Origin of the sequence: Amaricoccus tamworthensis, from assembly GCF_049800875.1 — a bacterium.
Taxonomy (GTDB): Bacteria; Pseudomonadota; Alphaproteobacteria; order Rhodobacterales; family Rhodobacteraceae; genus Amaricoccus; species Amaricoccus tamworthensis.
This window is the reverse complement of the sequence record NZ_JBNAFV010000011.1, coordinates 69,757-84,441: the sequence shown is the minus strand read 5'-3', so window position 1 is coordinate 84,441 and position 14,685 is coordinate 69,757. Positions and strand designations below refer to the sequence as shown.

General features: G+C 61.7%; 14 protein-coding genes and 1 pseudogene. 13 read left to right on the top strand and 2 right to left on the bottom strand.

Annotation, left to right across the window (positions count from 1 at the left end; translation table 11 throughout):
- Window positions 1-525 precede the first annotated feature (525 nt).
- Both ACP15P_RS15960 and ACP15P_RS15955 read left to right on the top strand, forming a co-directional pair.
- Window positions 526-753 (top strand): AbrB/MazE/SpoVT family DNA-binding domain-containing protein, encoded by a 228-nt coding sequence (locus tag ACP15P_RS15960; protein ID WP_424929453.1) that lies wholly within the window; start codon window positions 526-528, stop codon window positions 751-753.
- On the top strand, window positions 743-1,138 hold the full coding sequence (locus ACP15P_RS15955; RefSeq protein WP_424929452.1) for a PIN domain-containing protein: 396 nt from the start codon (window positions 743-745) through the stop codon (window positions 1,136-1,138). The genes ACP15P_RS15960 and ACP15P_RS15955 overlap by 11 nt, the downstream gene beginning before the upstream one ends.
- 60 nt (window positions 1,139-1,198) lie before the next feature.
- Here ACP15P_RS15955 and ACP15P_RS15950 read toward each other — a convergent pair whose 3' ends face one another.
- Window positions 1,199-2,092 carry a recombinase family protein gene (locus tag ACP15P_RS15950; RefSeq protein ID WP_424929451.1) on the bottom strand — a complete coding sequence of 298 codons (894 nt, stop codon included), beginning with the start codon at window positions 2,090-2,092 and terminating at the stop codon, window positions 1,199-1,201.
- A gap of 226 nt (window positions 2,093-2,318) precedes the next feature.
- Here ACP15P_RS15950 and ACP15P_RS15945 point away from each other — a divergent pair, with 226 nt between their 5' ends.
- Complete coding sequence (locus ACP15P_RS15945) at window positions 2,319-3,386, top strand: hypothetical protein (protein ID WP_424929450.1); 1,068 nt, start codon at window positions 2,319-2,321, stop codon at window positions 3,384-3,386.
- Window positions 3,387-3,443: 57 nt separating this feature from the next.
- Here ACP15P_RS15945 and ACP15P_RS15940 read toward each other — a convergent pair.
- Window positions 3,444-3,617 (bottom strand): annotated as a pseudogene (locus ACP15P_RS15940) (IS5/IS1182 family transposase); the annotation flags it as partial.
- Window positions 3,618-3,743: 126 nt separating this feature from the next.
- Here ACP15P_RS15940 and ACP15P_RS15935 point away from each other — a divergent pair.
- The 10 genes from ACP15P_RS15935 to ACP15P_RS15890 all read left to right on the top strand — a co-directional run bounded on the left by ACP15P_RS15935 (window position 3,744) and on the right by ACP15P_RS15890 (window position 14,685).
- Window positions 3,744-4,412, top strand: a complete 669-nt coding sequence (locus ACP15P_RS15935; RefSeq protein WP_424929449.1) for a helix-turn-helix domain-containing protein — start codon at window positions 3,744-3,746, stop codon at window positions 4,410-4,412.
- 34 nt (window positions 4,413-4,446) lie between these two features.
- Window positions 4,447-6,036 (top strand): ABC transporter substrate-binding protein, encoded by a 1,590-nt coding sequence (locus tag ACP15P_RS15930; protein ID WP_424929448.1) that lies wholly within the window; start codon window positions 4,447-4,449, stop codon window positions 6,034-6,036.
- Window positions 6,037-6,099: 63 nt separating this feature from the next.
- Entirely contained in the window at window positions 6,100-7,128 is a 1,029-nt protein-coding gene (locus ACP15P_RS15925; protein ID WP_424929447.1) for an ABC transporter permease, read from the top strand.
- On the top strand, window positions 7,125-7,958 hold the full coding sequence (locus ACP15P_RS15920; protein ID WP_424929446.1) for an ABC transporter permease: 834 nt from the start codon (window positions 7,125-7,127) through the stop codon (window positions 7,956-7,958). The genes ACP15P_RS15925 and ACP15P_RS15920 overlap by 4 nt, the downstream gene beginning before the upstream one ends.
- Window positions 7,955-8,824, top strand: coding sequence for an ABC transporter ATP-binding protein (locus ACP15P_RS15915; RefSeq protein WP_424929445.1), 870 nt, complete (start codon window positions 7,955-7,957; stop codon window positions 8,822-8,824). The genes ACP15P_RS15920 and ACP15P_RS15915 overlap by 4 nt, the downstream gene beginning before the upstream one ends.
- Window positions 8,824-9,630: an ABC transporter ATP-binding protein gene (locus tag ACP15P_RS15910; protein ID WP_424929444.1), complete on the top strand. Its 807-nt coding sequence runs from the start codon at window positions 8,824-8,826 to the stop codon at window positions 9,628-9,630. Before ACP15P_RS15915 ends, ACP15P_RS15910 begins: the two co-directional genes overlap by 1 nt.
- Window positions 9,627-10,124, top strand: a complete 498-nt coding sequence (locus tag ACP15P_RS15905; RefSeq protein ID WP_424929443.1) for a GAF domain-containing protein — start codon at window positions 9,627-9,629, stop codon at window positions 10,122-10,124. Before ACP15P_RS15910 ends, ACP15P_RS15905 begins: the two co-directional genes overlap by 4 nt.
- A complete protein-coding gene (locus ACP15P_RS15900) occupies window positions 10,117-12,192 on the top strand; it encodes a hydantoinase/oxoprolinase family protein (protein WP_424929442.1) in 2,076 nt (691 codons plus the stop codon). The genes ACP15P_RS15905 and ACP15P_RS15900 overlap by 8 nt, the downstream gene beginning before the upstream one ends.
- A 10-nt stretch (window positions 12,193-12,202) precedes the next feature.
- The gene (locus ACP15P_RS15895; RefSeq protein ID WP_424929441.1) at window positions 12,203-13,861 is read left to right on the top strand and encodes a hydantoinase B/oxoprolinase family protein; all 1,659 of its coding nucleotides are present in this window, start codon (window positions 12,203-12,205) and stop codon (window positions 13,859-13,861) included.
- A 17-nt stretch (window positions 13,862-13,878) separates the two neighbouring features.
- Window positions 13,879-14,685 (top strand): aspartate/glutamate racemase family protein, encoded by an 807-nt coding sequence (locus ACP15P_RS15890; protein WP_424929440.1) that lies wholly within the window; start codon window positions 13,879-13,881, stop codon window positions 14,683-14,685.

Below are 14,685 nucleotides of genomic sequence, written 5' to 3'. Positions count from 1 at the left end.
GTGACAACGAGCATTCGTACCTTGTTCTATCCGCCCTCACGCCTTTCAAACCTCGCATTGTTCCTAGAGATAAACGTCGAAGTGCAGCCGCCGACCGTGGTAACTCCGATCTCTCCACCCTCTGTGGTCGCCCTAATCGTTCATTGGTTGCGTCTCGATGCGCAGCAGCCAGGTAGCTGACTGAATATCAGCCACGCAGGACACGAAGCGCCGCGGGGCAGGGGAGGGGAGTCAACGACAACTGATTAGGAACCGACGACTGCAGAGACATGTGACAAATGCGACCCGGCCACATCGAGGGCGAAGGTCGTCGTCCACGAATGACTGCCATTCAATCGGAGATCATGCCAAGTAGCGGAAGCCCACTCATGGACGAAGTTTGATGCACCATAGAACAGCACCTAACGGGCAGGACCTGCGTTGCCCTAACGAAGATGAGGGGAGTTCTTTGAACGGCCCAAAGCTTGCCCTTTGATGTTTTTAGATATACATACTCGGATGTTTATCCACACCTGAGAGGACGAGATGCAAGTTGCCAAATGGGGAAACTCCCTTGCAGTCCGGCTACCCGCGGATCTTGTGCGGGAACTCGGCCTAAAGGAAGGCGATCAGGTCGACCTGGTAAAGGACGATGGAGCCATTCTGGTCAGGCGCCAACCTCGCGCCGATGAAGTTCTGCAAGGGTTAAGGCGGTTTCGCGGAAAACTGCCCAAGGACGCGCGTCTAAGCCGCGACGACGCGCATGAGCGTTGAGTTCGCAGACACGAATGTTGTGCTCTATCTGCTCGACGATGGCCCAAAGGCTGAGAGGGCAGAGGAAATTCTGGGGCAGGGACCCCGGATCAGCGTCCAGGTCCTGAACGAAGCGATGGTCAATTGCCGACGGAAAGCTGGGCTCAGTTGGGACGATACCGGAGCTTTTCTCGCAGGGGTCCAATCCTTGTGTCCAGTCGAGGACCTGACAGTGCAAACCCATCTGGTGGGCCGGGCCTTGGCAGAAAAATACCAGCTATCGGTCTATGACGCGATGATTGTGTCGGCCGCTCTTATTGCTGGATGCACGACGTTGTGGAGCGAAGACATGCACGACGGATTGCTCGTCGAAAATCAGTTGCGCATCGTCAATCCATTCTCCTGAACGAAAATGGGCTGCAACCTTGCAATCGTTCCATGAGGTGGAAGATTTGCAAGGATTGAGTCACTGCTCGGGCTGCAGCAAACCCAACTTCTCCGCTCGTTCAAGCAGCATCCTAACGGACGACGGCTGCCAACTCGTGCGTCCACGTGGGGTCCGTTCGCGCATCGATTCCAGCCGGTCGCAGATCGCCTGCAGCGTGATTTCGGGGTCCGAGCTTTTGATCGCTGCGACGATGGCCGGCAGGCGGTCATCGGTTTCGCGGCGTCCGGCGCGCCCAAGCACCTCGGCAGGAAGGAACCCGTCGCGCACATATGCCTTCACAGCGCGGAGCAGTCGGCTTTGTGTCCAATGGCGATCTGGGGACAGGGGGCCATTGATGATCCGCAGCAGGTCTTCCCAGGCCATATCCGGCCGCAAGCGGCGCACATGGGGCACCCAATCCTGCGCGGTCTCGTTGAGGCGCTCCATATAGCCGTCCTGTCGCGCAAGCCGCACCTTGCGCAGCGCGGCGGGATCCTTGGCGCGTAGCCCAGGATTGCCACCAACGCGCCCTTTGGCGCGCGCAGAGGCAAGCCCGGCCTTGGTGCGTTCGCGGATCAGAGCGCGCTCGAACTCGGCCGCGGCACCCAGAACCTGCAGCGTGAACTTGCCTTGCGGGGAAGCGGTGTCGATGGGATCCTGCAGGGAGCGGAAGAAGGCGCCCTTGGCCTCCAGACGTTCGATCACCTCCAGCAAGTGCGACAGAGACCGCGCAAGCCGGTCGATCCGCACAACGACCAGCGTATCGCCGCTCTGGACGCGTTCGAGCACGCGTCCCAGCACCGGTCGCGCGCGATTGCCGCCCGAGGCGTACTCTTCAAAGATCTCGACGCAACCCGCAGTTTGCAGGGCCTCAGACTGGGGCAGGGGGGTCTGATCCTCTGTGGAAACACGGGCGTAGCCTATCAGGGGCATGAAAACAGGCCGTTTGCAATTTTATGTATCCCCAATAAACGACCATTTGTAAACGAATGCAAGTAGGTGCTCTCTCGTCGTGCTCGTCCAAAAACCCTTGGTTTTCTTGCGCTGAGCGCGATCTGAGAGGTTTCACCGGCAGCCGCGCGCGCATAATATATAAAGAGCGAAGACAACCGCCACAAAATTACTTGGGTAATGTGCAAAAGAACAGTATTTTGCATATATGAAGACCCAAGCATCCGCTTTGACTGATGATTGCAATGACCCCCTCATCACCATCGAGGAGGATGAAGAGGCTCACGAAGAGGATCTCTGGTTTCTGCCGGGACCACTCGAAGAAGAACCGGATGATTTGCCTCCTGGGCCACGGGCAGAACCGCCCGACACTGCTGTCATCGAAGACTGGGCAAAGGCAGAAGGCGTTCACGCTGCGCGACTGGCACGGGTTGCTGGACGCTTGGGTGCTCTGGATGACCGGCTGCTGCGTGGTCCTGAAGGCTGGCGGCACCGCCTCGCTCTTATCGAGGCAGCGGAACTCAGCTGGTTTGCAGGGGATCGGGTGAGTTCTGATCGTCTGGCGCTCTGGATATCAATGCGGCTCTCGGGCGCACAGGATGACCAAAATGCCTTGACACGGATTGGATGGGCTGTTCGGCGCCTGATGGGCGGTCCCGGGCCAGAGATTGACCTAGCAGCCTTTCTGGATCGCCGTGATCCCGAGAATATCGAAGACAGAGCCGAGCGTTTCGAAGATCGGGCGGGCGGATGGCTGGACGTAATAGCAGCCGCGGCCGAGCTCCACCCGATCACGCGTGCTTGCATGGGCTTTCATCTTTGGAGCCTGGCGGGCCTCGGACAACACGGTGACCGAGTGGAAGCAGCGGTCACTGCTGCGCGGATCGCGGCCAGTGAGAGCAGGGGAGCGGCGTTCGCGCCTGTGGCCATGGGTGGAGCAGGAGGGCTGCGCGCCGGCGGCCCACCCGCTGACCGTCTGATACGGTGGCTGGACGGGATGGAGGCGGGATTCCTAACATCGATGCGACACCTTGACGATATCGAAACGTGGGCGACGCGGGCGGAAGCCGAGATTAGCATGCTATCGGGCCGCACGCCCCCGTCTTTGTGCACGGCACTGACCGAATGGCCACTTGTCTCCGCGCCGATGGCCGAGACCCTGACCGGCGCAAGCCGTGCCGCCGTGCAGCGCAACCTCAGCTGGATGGAAAAGCGAGGTTTGATCCGAGAAGTTACGGGGGAGGGGCGGTACCGGATGTGGCGTGCAGCAAGCTGAACGCTCTGTGTGAGGCGGGGCATGAGGGAACAGGTTTGCCCTCCTGGCCAGCAAAAAAAACAGATTGAGGGGGCGTCCTTGGCTGTCGCAGATGGCGTGCAGTTTGGTGTTCATGCCGCCCTTAGTGCGGCCAGTCAGGCGTCCACATCCCACCTTTTTGACGCCCATGCAGGTTGCTGCCCGGTGGGCCTTCAGATACGTCGCGTCGGTCATCACGGTCTTCTGTTCACCACTCGAATTTCGAGTCGTGAATCACGACCCTACGCGGAAATCGATGGGTCCGGACCTTAATATTCGCTTCATAACAGAGAGGAATCAACGAAATAGCAGAGCTAAAAATTTTAGTAAAAGTAAAACTTGACACAAGTCGGTTTCTTTTCCACGATTTTAGTCATGGTAAAAAGAACCTCTTCGAGCCTTGCGGCTGACACCTCTTCCCTGGGCGAAAAACTTCGCTTCAGTCGTAAGAATGCAGGTATGACCATGCAGGCGGTAGCGGACGGTGCGGGCCTGTCGGTTGGCTTCATTTCCCAGATCGAACGCGACCTGACCGTGCCGTCCCTGTCCTCGCTGCGGGCGATCACGCAGGTGCTCGGGCAGCCAATATCGCACTTTCTGGAACAGCCGCAGGGGCAGTCGCTGACTTCCCGCGGGGCCGAGCGGACAGTCTATTCCGTACCGCAGGGCAAGGTGCGCTACGAACGCCTGTCCAACAATTTTCCCGGCAGCACCCTGCGCTCCGTTCTGGTGCATGAACCACCGGGCTACCGGCATGAGCCGATCAGCCATGAGGGCGAGGAGATGTATTTCCTGCTGCATGGCGAGATCACCGTCGAGATCGAGGGTGAACAAACGATCCTTCGGACCGGCGACACGATCCACTTCGATTCACGGCGGGTCCACGCCACTTGGAACCACGGAACCGAAACGGCAACTCTGCTGTGGTGCGGGACCATGGATGTCTTTGGCGAAGACACCATCGATCCAACCCATGGCAGCCAGCAAAAACAACAAGACAAAAAATAAGTCCAACGACCATTCCAACATGGGAGACATGAAAATGAACTTACTGAAATCTTCGCTTCTTGCGGGGCTTCTGACTGCGAGCGCCCTGTCCACCCCGGCCTTTGCCGAAAGCGTTCTGCGTCTGGACGAGGTTGCCGTCGGCGAACTCGACCCCGGCAAGGCGTCGGACTATGCCGACAGCATCCTGATGTTCAACGTTTACGACACGCTGGTTCTGCCCGTTCAGGGTGGGCCGGGCTACGCGCCGCATCTGGCCGCAAGCTGGGAGGCCGATGGCAACAGCTTTACCTTCACCTTGCGCGATGATGTGACCTTTCAGAGCGGCAACCCGCTGACTGCCGAGGACGTGGTCTTCTCGCTGGAGCGGATGAAGGCGCTGGGGGCTGGCTTGTCCTACCTGTTCGGCGTGGTCGAAAGTGCCGAAGCAGTGGATGCCCACACGGTCACCTTCACCCTGTCCGAACCCTATTCGCCCTTCGTCGCTTCGCTGGTGCGCTTGCCCATTATCGATAAGGCGCTGGTGATGGAGAACTTGGGTGAAGGTGATGACGAGATGGGTGATTGGGGGCAAGCCTTCCTGTCGGCCAACAGCGCCGGGACCGGGGCCTACGCGGTGCAGTCGCACAACCCGCAGGAAGAAACCGTCATGGTCAGGAACGATGGCTATTTCCTGGGCGTGCCCGATGTGGCGCCGGACACCGTGCGCCTGCGCTACGGGCTGGAAGCGGCCACCGTGCGAGCATTGATCGCGCAAGGTGAGCATGACATAGCCTCGCAATGGCTGCCGCCAGAGGTGATGAAGGCATTGGCCGAGGACGGGGCGCAGCTTCTGACCGAAAGCGGTACGGGGGCGTTCTACGTCAAGATGAACACCGCGCGGGCGCCGCTGGATGACGAGAACTGCCGCCTGGCCCTGCGCTATGCGTTCGACTACGACACCGCCATCCGCATGATCGCCATCACGGACGAGATTTCGGCAGGCAGCCCGGCGACCGGGGCGATCCCGGTGGGTATGTTCGGGGCCAACCCGGCCGAGGATGCGCTGCAGCGCGATCTGGACATGGCGCAGGAGTACCTGGCCGCATGCCAATATGACCCCAGCGAGTTCGAACTGGACCTGACCTGGATTGCCGAGGTGCCGCTGGAGGAACGTTTCGCGCTTCTGATGCAGGCCAATTTCGCCGAGATCGGCATCACCTCGACCATCACCAAGGTGCCATGGGCGTTGTTCACCGAACAGGTGGCCAGCCCGGAAAATACCCCGCATGTCAGCCAGATCTTCGTGAATGCGGTCACCGGCGACCCCGATACGCTGCTATACGGCATGTATCATTCCAGCACGCCGGGCACATGGCAGTCGCCGGAATACCTGAACGATGCCGAGGTCGATGCCGCGCTTGAGACAGGCCGGACCGAAACGTCACCGGAAGCCCGCGAGGCGGCCTATTCGACGCTGAACGACCGGCTGATGGCGATCGCGCCGACGATCTATGGCTTCGACCGGCAATCGGTCTTTCCCGCCAGCAACCGGGTGCGGGCTCCGGCCCTCTCTGACCCGGCCATGGCGTTCGGGCTCGATGGCATGGGCTTCAGCTTCCGGCTGATGGAAATGGTCGAAGAGTAAACGCTTTCTCCCCGGTGTCGGTCCTTCGGGATCGGCACCACCTTAACCCTAGGAAACTGAGCAATGTCTCCTGTCCTTCGCCTTCTCGCGCGACGGCTCGGTATCTCTTTGATCGTGCTTCTCGGCGTATCGATGCTGATCTTCGGGATCGCGCGGGTCATTCCCGGTGACCCGGCCCGGATCGCGCTTGGCCCCAATGCAACGACCGAACAGGTGGCCAACCTTCGGGCCGAGCTGCATCTGGATGAAAGCATCGTCACCCAATACGGCTATTTCGTCGCCGATCTGGCGCGGGGCGATCTGGGGCAGTCGCTTTATACCAACCGCCCGGTGACGCGGGACATCGCCGAATTCCTGCCCGCGACGCTTGAACTGGTCCTTGTGGCGGGCGTGCTGATGGTCTGCATCGGGCTGCCGCTTGGCATGATCTCGGCCCGGTATCGCGGGCGCTGGCCCGATCATGTAATCCGCCTCGTGTCGCTTCTTGGTGTTTCGGCCCCCAGCTTCGTCTGGGCGGTAATCCTGATGCTGGTTTTCGCCTTCTTCCTGCCGATCTTCCCCGTCGCGGGGCGGATTTCGGATGTCTATCAGATCGAGTGGGTGACCGGCTTCCTGATGATTGACACGCTTCTGGCGGGCAATTTCAAGGCCTTTGCTGATGCGGCCTGGCATATCGTCTTGCCCGCGCTGGCGCTGGCGGTGTCGGGGATCGGGCAGGCGGCGCGGCTGACGCGCTCGAACATGGTCGAGACCTATGACAAACCCTATATCGAAATGGCGCAAGCCTATGGGTTCAAGGCCCGCCGGATCGCCGCGCGATACGCTTTCAAACCCTCGCTGATCCCCTCGCTGACCATCATCGGCCTCGATTTCGCGGCGATGCTGGGCAACGCCTTTCTGGTCGAGGCGGTCTTTGCCTGGCCCGGACTGTCGCGCTACGGCGTCGCCGTGATCCTGCGCAAGGACCTGAACGCGATCATCGGGACGGTGCTGATTATCTCGGCCACGTTCCTGATCGTGAACCTGATGGTCGACCTGCTGATCGCCTTCCTGAACCCGCGCATTCGCCATTCCCAGAGGGCCGGATCATGAAACGTATCGCCACTATCCTGCTTCGCAATCCCCTGTCGCTGCTGGGTGTCGTTCTGGTCACGCTGGTGGTGGTTCTGGCGGTCTTTGCAGACTTCATCGCGCCCTATCCGGACCATCGCGGGGCGGTGGTGGATTTCGTGAATTTCAACAAGCCGCCAAGCGCCGATTACATCATGGGCACGGACCTTGTGGGACGCGACCTGTTCTCGCGCATCATCTATGCCTTCCGCATCTCGCTGCTGCTGGGCGTCGTCGTTCTTGCCATCGCCACGCCCATTGGCACGGTGGTGGGGCTGCTGGCGGGCTATGTCGGTGGCAAGGTGGAATTCGTGCTGATGCGGCTGACGGATGTGTTCCTGTCGATCCCGCCGCTGGTGCTGGCCATCGCCATGATGGGTGTGCTGGAGCCGACGCTGATGAACGCCATGTTGGCGGTCACGGCCATGTGGTGGCCGTGGTATGCGCGGCTGGTCTACAACATCGCCCGGTCCGAGCGGGAAGAGGGCTACGTGCTGGCCTCCGAGGTCATCGGCGCCTCGGTCTGGCACACGGCGTTCCGGGAAATCCTGCCCAACTGCCTGCCTGCGGTCATCACCAAGATGACGCTGGACATGGGGTTCGTCATCATCATCGCCTCGTCGCTGTCGTTCCTCGGCCTGGGCGTGCAGCCGCCGACGCCCGACCTCGGGTCTATGGTGGCGGAAGGCGCGAAATACCTGCCCGACAGCTGGTGGCTGACCGTCTTCCCCGGGCTTGCGATCCTGATCGCGGTGTTCGGCTTCAACCTCGTCGGCGACGCGCTGCGCGAAATCCTGGGGGCGGATCAATGAGCAAGGTTCTCGACATCCGCGACCTGCACCTGTCCTTCCGCGGCTATACCGGGGTGACAGAGGTGCTGCATGGCATTTCCCTGAACATCCGCGCCGGTGAGCGGGTGGCGCTGGTGGGCGAAAGCGGCTCTGGAAAATCGGTCACGGCGCGGATCGTGCTGGGCCTGCTGCAGGAACTGCGCACGGCCCGGATCAGCGGTGATCTGTTCTTCGAGGAGCGCGATCTGTCCGCCCTGTCCCGGCGCGAATGGCAGGGGTTGCGCGGTACATCCATGTCGATGATCTTTCAGGACCCGACCTCGTCGCTGAACCCTGTCTTCACGATCGGCACCCAGTTCGTCGAGGTCCTGCGCCGCCGTGACCCGAAGCTGAGCGATGCCGCCGCGCTGGAGCGGGCGGGGGAGTTGCTGCACTCGGTTTCGATCACCGATCACGAACGGGTCCTGTCCTCGTTCCCGTTCCAGCTATCGGGGGGCATGAACCAGCGGGTCGTGATCGCAATGGCGCTGGCCAATCACCCTTCGTTGCTGATCGCGGATGAGCCGGGAACGGCGTTGGATGTCACGGTGCAGGCACAGACCCTGCAACTGATGCACGACATGGTCGCGCAGGCGAATACGGCGGTCCTGTTCATCTCGCACAACCTCGGGGTCGTGCGGGAATTCGCGGACCGCGTCTATGTGATCTATCGCGGGCGGATCGTCGAGCATGGCAGCACGGACGCGGTGTTCCACGATCCCGGCCATGCCTATACCCGTGCCCTGATGGCGGCGATCCCCAAGCTGACGGGTGGTGGTGTGCCGGAAATTGCAGAGGTCGATGACGCCTTCTTTGCCCCCATGGTCGATCACGGAGGGCAGGAGTAATGCAGCCGATCCTTGAACTCAGAAATCTGAACAAGACCTTCGGCAGCGGCGACCGGCAGGTGCGGGCGGCCATCGACGTGGACCTGTCCGTCATGCCGGGCGAATGCCTTGCCATCGTCGGCGAAAGCGGATCGGGCAAGACCACGCTGGCCAACATGATCCTTGGCATCCTCGAACAAAGTTCCGGCGAAATCCTGTTCGACGGGCAACCGCTTCCCGCCAAACGCAAGCTGGAGCATCGCCGCGCGATCCAGCTTGTGCAGCAAAATCCGCTGTCCTCGCTGAACCCGAAAAGGTCGGTCGGCGCGTCGATCCGGCTTGGGCTGGATGTATACGGGATCGGTGAGAAGAAGGATCGCTGGCGGTTGGTGGAACAGGCGCTGGAAGAGGTTGGCCTGCCGCCGGAGTTCCGCAAGCGGGCGCCGGGGGCGCTATCCGGCGGGCAACGGCAGCGCGTCGCAATCGCCCGTGCGCTGGCTTGTCAGTCGCGGCTGGTGGTGCTGGACGAACCGACCTCGGCACTGGACGTGTTGGTGCAGGCGCGGGTGCTGCGGTTGCTGAACGAGCTGCGGGCGCAGAAGGGGCTGACTTTCTTCTTCATCACCCATGACCTGTCCGTAGTGCGTAACGTGGCCGACCGGGTGGCCGTGTTTCAGGCCGGACGACTGGTGGAATGTGCCCCGACCAATGCCATCTTCGGTGCACCGCAGCAGGCTTACACACGACAATTGATCGGCGCCGTTCCGGTGGTCGCCGACGAGGAACTGGAACTTCGGGAACAACTCGCAAAGGAGGAGGCGCAGTGAACACGATTGCGCAGGCGGCGGCACGCGGTGGCGTGCAGCCGGGGGCCACGTTCGATGCCCTGGCAAAACTGGTGAAGGATACGCTGGGCGTCCGGCTGTTTACCGTGATGGAATTGGATCACGCCTGCGGCGTGGCCCGCCGCACCTATACGAATATGCCAGACGCTTATCCGGTGTCCGGTGAAAAGCCGATGGAACACAACCGCTGGTCCGATCAGGTCGAGGGGCGGCACGAAACCTTCGTCGCCAACAGCATTGCCGAGATCGCCGAGGTGTTCCCCGATCATGAACTCATCAAGTCGCTGGGCTGTGAAAGCTGCCTGAACCTGCCGATTGTCGTCAATGGCAAGGTTCTGGGCACGTTGAACTGTCTGGATGCCGAGGGCCACTTCACGCCCGAACGTGTGGCCGCGGCCGAAACCCTCAAACCCGCCGGAGTGCTGGCGCTGCTGGTCGCAGAGCGCACCCGCCATGAAGGAGCTGAAAATGGGTAAGATTTCACGCAGGGTCGCTACGGATGTGGGCGGCACCTTTACCGATCTGGTCTGCTTTGAGACCGACAGCGAAACCGGGGAATCGCGGGTCATCACCGCCAAGTCTGACACCACGCCGCCGGATTTCGAAAACGGTGTGCTGAACGTGCTGGCCAAGGGTGGGGTGGACCCGTCGGGGATCGACTATTTCGCCCATGGCACCACGGTCGTCATCAACGCCCTGACCGAGCGCAAGGGCGTCAAGGTCGGGCTGATTACCACCGAGGGTTTCCGCGATACGATCGAGATCGCTCGTGGCAATCGCCCGGATTTCTTCAACCTGCATTACGAAAAGCCTGCGCCTTTCGTGCCGCGCTACCTGCGCCGCGAAGTGCCCGGGCGGATGACCTATACCGGCGAGGAACGGCAGCTGCTGGATTTGTCCGGGCTGGCAGAGGTCATCGCGGATTTCAAAGCGGATGGCGTCGAAGCCATCGCCGTCAGCCTGCTGCATTCCTATGCCAATACCGATCACGAGGAACGGGTGCTGGCCGAGATCGGGAAACTTTGGCCAGAGGTCTCGGCGGTTGCCTCGCACCAAATCACGCGGGAATGGCGGGAATACGAGCGCAGCAACACCGCTGTCCTCTCCGCCTATGTGCAGCCCGTCGCGGCGCGGTATCTGGCCAAGCTGGATAACGGGCTGAAGACGCAAGGGCTGAAAAACAACCCCTATATCATGCAGTCCAATTGCGGGGTGGATTCCCTGCCCGCCACGTCGAAGACCCCGATCACCATGGTCGAAAGCGGCCCGGCCTCGGGCTTTTGGGGCGCGGCGGAGTTGGGCCGCCTGATCGGCGAGGACAACGTGCTGGCGCTGGATATCGGCGGCACCACGGCGAAATGCTCGCTGATCGAAAACGGCGAAGTGCGGATCATGACCGACTACTGGATCGAGCGGTCCCGAAAATCGGCGGGCTATCCGATCATGGTGCCGGTGGTCGATCTGGTCGAGATCGGCAATGGCGGTGGCTCCATCGCCTGGGTGGACGATTTCGGCAAGCTGCATGTCGGTCCGCAATCAGCGGGGGCGTTGCCGGGGCCTGCGGCCTATGGCAAGGGCGGCACCGAGGCGACGACGACCGACGCGAACCTCTGGCTGGGCCGGATCAACCGTGACTATTTCTGCGGCGGCTCGGTCGAGGCCGATATGGGCGCCACCGAAACGGCGCTGGCCGCGCTTGGCGAAAAGCTGGGGGTCAGCACCGACGAGGCGGCCGAGGGTATCGTCCGCATCGCCAACAACAACATGGTCAATGCGCTGAAGCTGGTCTCGCTCAACCGGGGTTTCGACACGCGCGACTTCACGCTGCTGGCCTTTGGCGGCGGCGGCGCCATGCACGCGGTCGCGCTGGGGCAGGAACTTCAGGTCAAGAAGGTTGTGATCCCCGCCGCAGCGGCTGTGTTTTCGGCCTGGGGCATGATGATGTCCGACCTGCGCCGGGATTTCTTCGTCACCCAGCTGGTCGACATGGCCGACGGGGCCGGGGCGGCCATCGAGGGCGTCTTTGCCGAGGCCGAAGCCAAGGCGCTGGCAACCTTTGGCGAGGAAGGGATCGGCGCCGATCAAGTGACTTTCCTGCGCTATGGCAAGTTCCGCTACCAGAACCAGGAGCACACGACCGAGGTGTTGCTGGAGGGTGGTGCGGTTACGGATGCGGTTCTGGACAAGATCGCAGGCGACTTCCACGAGGCCTATGAGCGCGAATACACATATCGGCTGGACGCCCCGGTCGAGATGGTCGGCATTCACCTGGTGGCCAAGGCCGAGGTGGGCAAGCTGGAAATGCGGCCCGAACCGCTTGGCGATGCGGATGCCAGCCCAGCCCTGAAAGGCGAGCGCGAGGTCAACTACGCCCTGGAGGGCAAGCATGTCGCAAGCATCTACGATGGCGACAAGTTGCTGCCGGGGATGGAATTTCCCGGCCCGGCAATCATCGAGAGCAGCGGCACGACCGTGGTGATCCACCCCAAGAACACCGTGTCGGTGGATGCCTATCGCAACTTCCATATCGCCCTGAACGTGTGAGGACGGACCGATGAAAAACTCCAACGACCCGATCACCGAAGAGATCATCCAGAACTCATTGCAAGCAGCGGCAGACGAGATGTTCGCGGCCATGCGCAAGACGGCGATGAGTTCGATCATCTACGAGGTGCTGGATATGGGCACCGGGATCACCGATGCCGAGGGGCGCATCGCCTCCTCCGGCGCGGGCATCCCGGCCTTTATCGGCGTGCTGGACAAGTCCGTTCAGGTGATTCTGAAGAAATTCGCCACCAAAGACATCCGCCCCGGTGACGTCTTCATCACCAACGACCCCTACTACGGCGGCGTCACCCATCTGAACGACCTCGTGCTGGCCATGCCGGTCTTTGCCGAGGGGCGGCTGATCGCGTGGACGGCGAACATCGCGCATAACTCGGATGTGGGCGGTATGGCGCCGGGGTCGCTTTCCGGCGAGGCGACGGAGATATTTCAGGAGGGCCTGCGCCTGCCAGCGGTGAAGCTGGTCAGCGAAGGTCGGACGATCCAATCCGTGATGGACATCATCACCGTTAACTCGCGGATGCCCGATTTCCTGCTGGGTGATGTCTGGGCCGCCATCGCCTCGGTCCGGGTCGGCGCGAAACGGCTGGAGGAACTGGCGGCGAAATACGGCGTCGACACCTTCGTCCGCGCCATGGACGGGTTCATGAGCTTCGGCGAAAAGGCAGCGCTGGCCGAGTTGAAGCAACTGCCCAAGGGCACGTTCGAGCTGGACGAGGAACAGGACGATGGCCGCATCTTCAACGTGAAGGTCACGATCACCGATGACGAGTTCATCGTCGATCTGCGCGACAATCCCGATCAAGATGCCGGTCCGACCAATACCAGCCGCGACGGCACCATGGTCTGTGCGCAGATGGTGTTCAAATCGCTGACCGGCTATGAAAGCCCGGCCAATGACGGCTCGTTCCGGCCGCTCAAGGTGCTGACGCGGGAAGGCTCGATCTTCCATGCCAAGGAACCCTCTGCCATCGGGTTCTATTTCGAGACCGAGGTGCGGGTTTACGACCTGATCTGGCGCTGCCTTGCGCCGCATGTGCCGGAACGCCTGCCTGCCGGACACTTCTCGTCCATCGCGGGGACGTTCATCGGCGGTATCCACCCCGATACCGGGCGACAGTACACGATCATCGAGCCGCAGATTGGTGGTTGGGGCGCATGGGAAGGCCGCGATGGCAATCCCTGCATCTTCTCTGGCTTCCATGGGGAAACCTACAACACGCCCGCCGAAATCTCCGAAAGCCGCAACGGGCTGATCGTGGACCGGATGGAACTGAACACCGAGCCGGGCGGCGAGGGGCAGTTCACCGGCGGTCGCGGGCTGCGGCTGGAATACCGCATTCGCACCGATAACGGGTTCCTGACAGCGGGCTACACGCGGTCGCGGATCAAGCCCTGGTCGCTGGAAGGCGGCGAGGAAGGTTCGGGCAACTATGTCGAGGTGATCCGCACCGATGGCGAGGTCGAAAAATACGCCTTTGTCTCTGGCCTGACGGTGAACAAGGACGACGTGATCCGCGTCGTGACCGCCAGTGGCGGTGGCTTTGGCGACCCCAGGAAGCGCGACAAGGAAGCCGTGCTGCGTGATGTGCGCAACGGGCTGCTGAGCGCGGAACGGGCAGCTGACATCTATGGCGTGAACATCTGAGCGATTGGAGCAGGACAATGACCAAGGCAAAACGCAAGGTGATGTATCTGAACCCGGTCGGCACCGGTGGATATGACGAGGTCTTTGCCGCCATGGCGGCGAAATACAAGCTGCCGGATACGGAGGTGCATGTCGCCTCCCTCCCCCCGGCGCAGGGGGCATTCACCCATATCGAGTTCCGCGCCTACGAGGCGATGGTGACGCACGGGATCATCCGCGCCACTCGCGCCGCGGCAAAGGAAGGGTTCGACGCGCTGGCGATAGGCTGTTTCTACGACACGGCCCTGCATGACGCGCGGGAGATGTCCGGCGACATGGTGGTGACCGCGCCGTGCCTCGCCTCGTGCCGGTTGGCGACGAACCTGTCGAACCGCTTCGGTGTGATCGTCGGGCGGCGGAAATGGGTGGACCAGATGTCGTCCACGGTCAGCCACTATGGCTACGGCCCGGCTTGTGCGGGGTTCTACCATGTGGAACTGGGCGTGAACGACTTCCAGAAGGACCATTGCCACACCAACAATCTGCTGACCGAGGCGGCTCGGAAAGCGGTCGAAGAGGGCTATGCGGAATCCATCATCCTCGGCTGCACGCTGGAGATCGGGTTCCACGAAACGCTGGAGGCAGAGCTGGGCGTGCCGGTGATCGACGTGTCCGTCGCCGCGTTGAAAGAGGCGGAATATGCCGCCGAAATGAAGGCCCATTGCGGCTGGAAACCCAGCCGGAAATGGTCCTGCGAAGCCCCGCCCGAGGATGAACTTGCCACGCTGGGTGTGTTCGACGGGGGCGACGTGTTCGGCAACCGGATCGTGGTTCCGGCGGCCTGA

Excerpts from the sequence above, each read along its gene's own strand:
- ACP15P_RS15930 (WP_424929448.1), top strand. The coding sequence starts at position 4,447 with ATGAACTTACTGAAATCTTCGCTTCTTGCGGGGCTTCTGACTGCGAGC.
- ACP15P_RS15955 (WP_424929452.1), top strand. The coding sequence starts at position 743 with ATGAGCGTTGAGTTCGCAGACACGAATGTTGTGCTCTATCTGCTCGAC.
- ACP15P_RS15960 (WP_424929453.1), top strand. The coding sequence starts at position 526 with ATGCAAGTTGCCAAATGGGGAAACTCCCTTGCAGTCCGGCTACCCGCG.
- ACP15P_RS15895 (WP_424929441.1), top strand. The coding sequence starts at position 12,203 with ATGAAAAACTCCAACGACCCGATCACCGAAGAGATCATCCAGAACTCA.
- ACP15P_RS15915 (WP_424929445.1), top strand. The coding sequence starts at position 7,955 with ATGAGCAAGGTTCTCGACATCCGCGACCTGCACCTGTCCTTCCGCGGC.
- ACP15P_RS15920 (WP_424929446.1), top strand. The coding sequence starts at position 7,125 with ATGAAACGTATCGCCACTATCCTGCTTCGCAATCCCCTGTCGCTGCTG.
- ACP15P_RS15945 (WP_424929450.1), top strand. The coding sequence starts at position 2,319 with ATGAAGACCCAAGCATCCGCTTTGACTGATGATTGCAATGACCCCCTC.
- ACP15P_RS15950 (WP_424929451.1), bottom strand. The coding sequence starts at position 2,092 with ATGCCCCTGATAGGCTACGCCCGTGTTTCCACAGAGGATCAGACCCCC.
- ACP15P_RS15900 (WP_424929442.1), top strand. The coding sequence starts at position 10,117 with ATGGGTAAGATTTCACGCAGGGTCGCTACGGATGTGGGCGGCACCTTT.
- ACP15P_RS15910 (WP_424929444.1), top strand. The coding sequence starts at position 8,824 with ATGCAGCCGATCCTTGAACTCAGAAATCTGAACAAGACCTTCGGCAGC.
- ACP15P_RS15925 (WP_424929447.1), top strand. The coding sequence starts at position 6,100 with ATGTCTCCTGTCCTTCGCCTTCTCGCGCGACGGCTCGGTATCTCTTTG.
- ACP15P_RS15890 (WP_424929440.1), top strand. The coding sequence starts at position 13,879 with ATGACCAAGGCAAAACGCAAGGTGATGTATCTGAACCCGGTCGGCACC.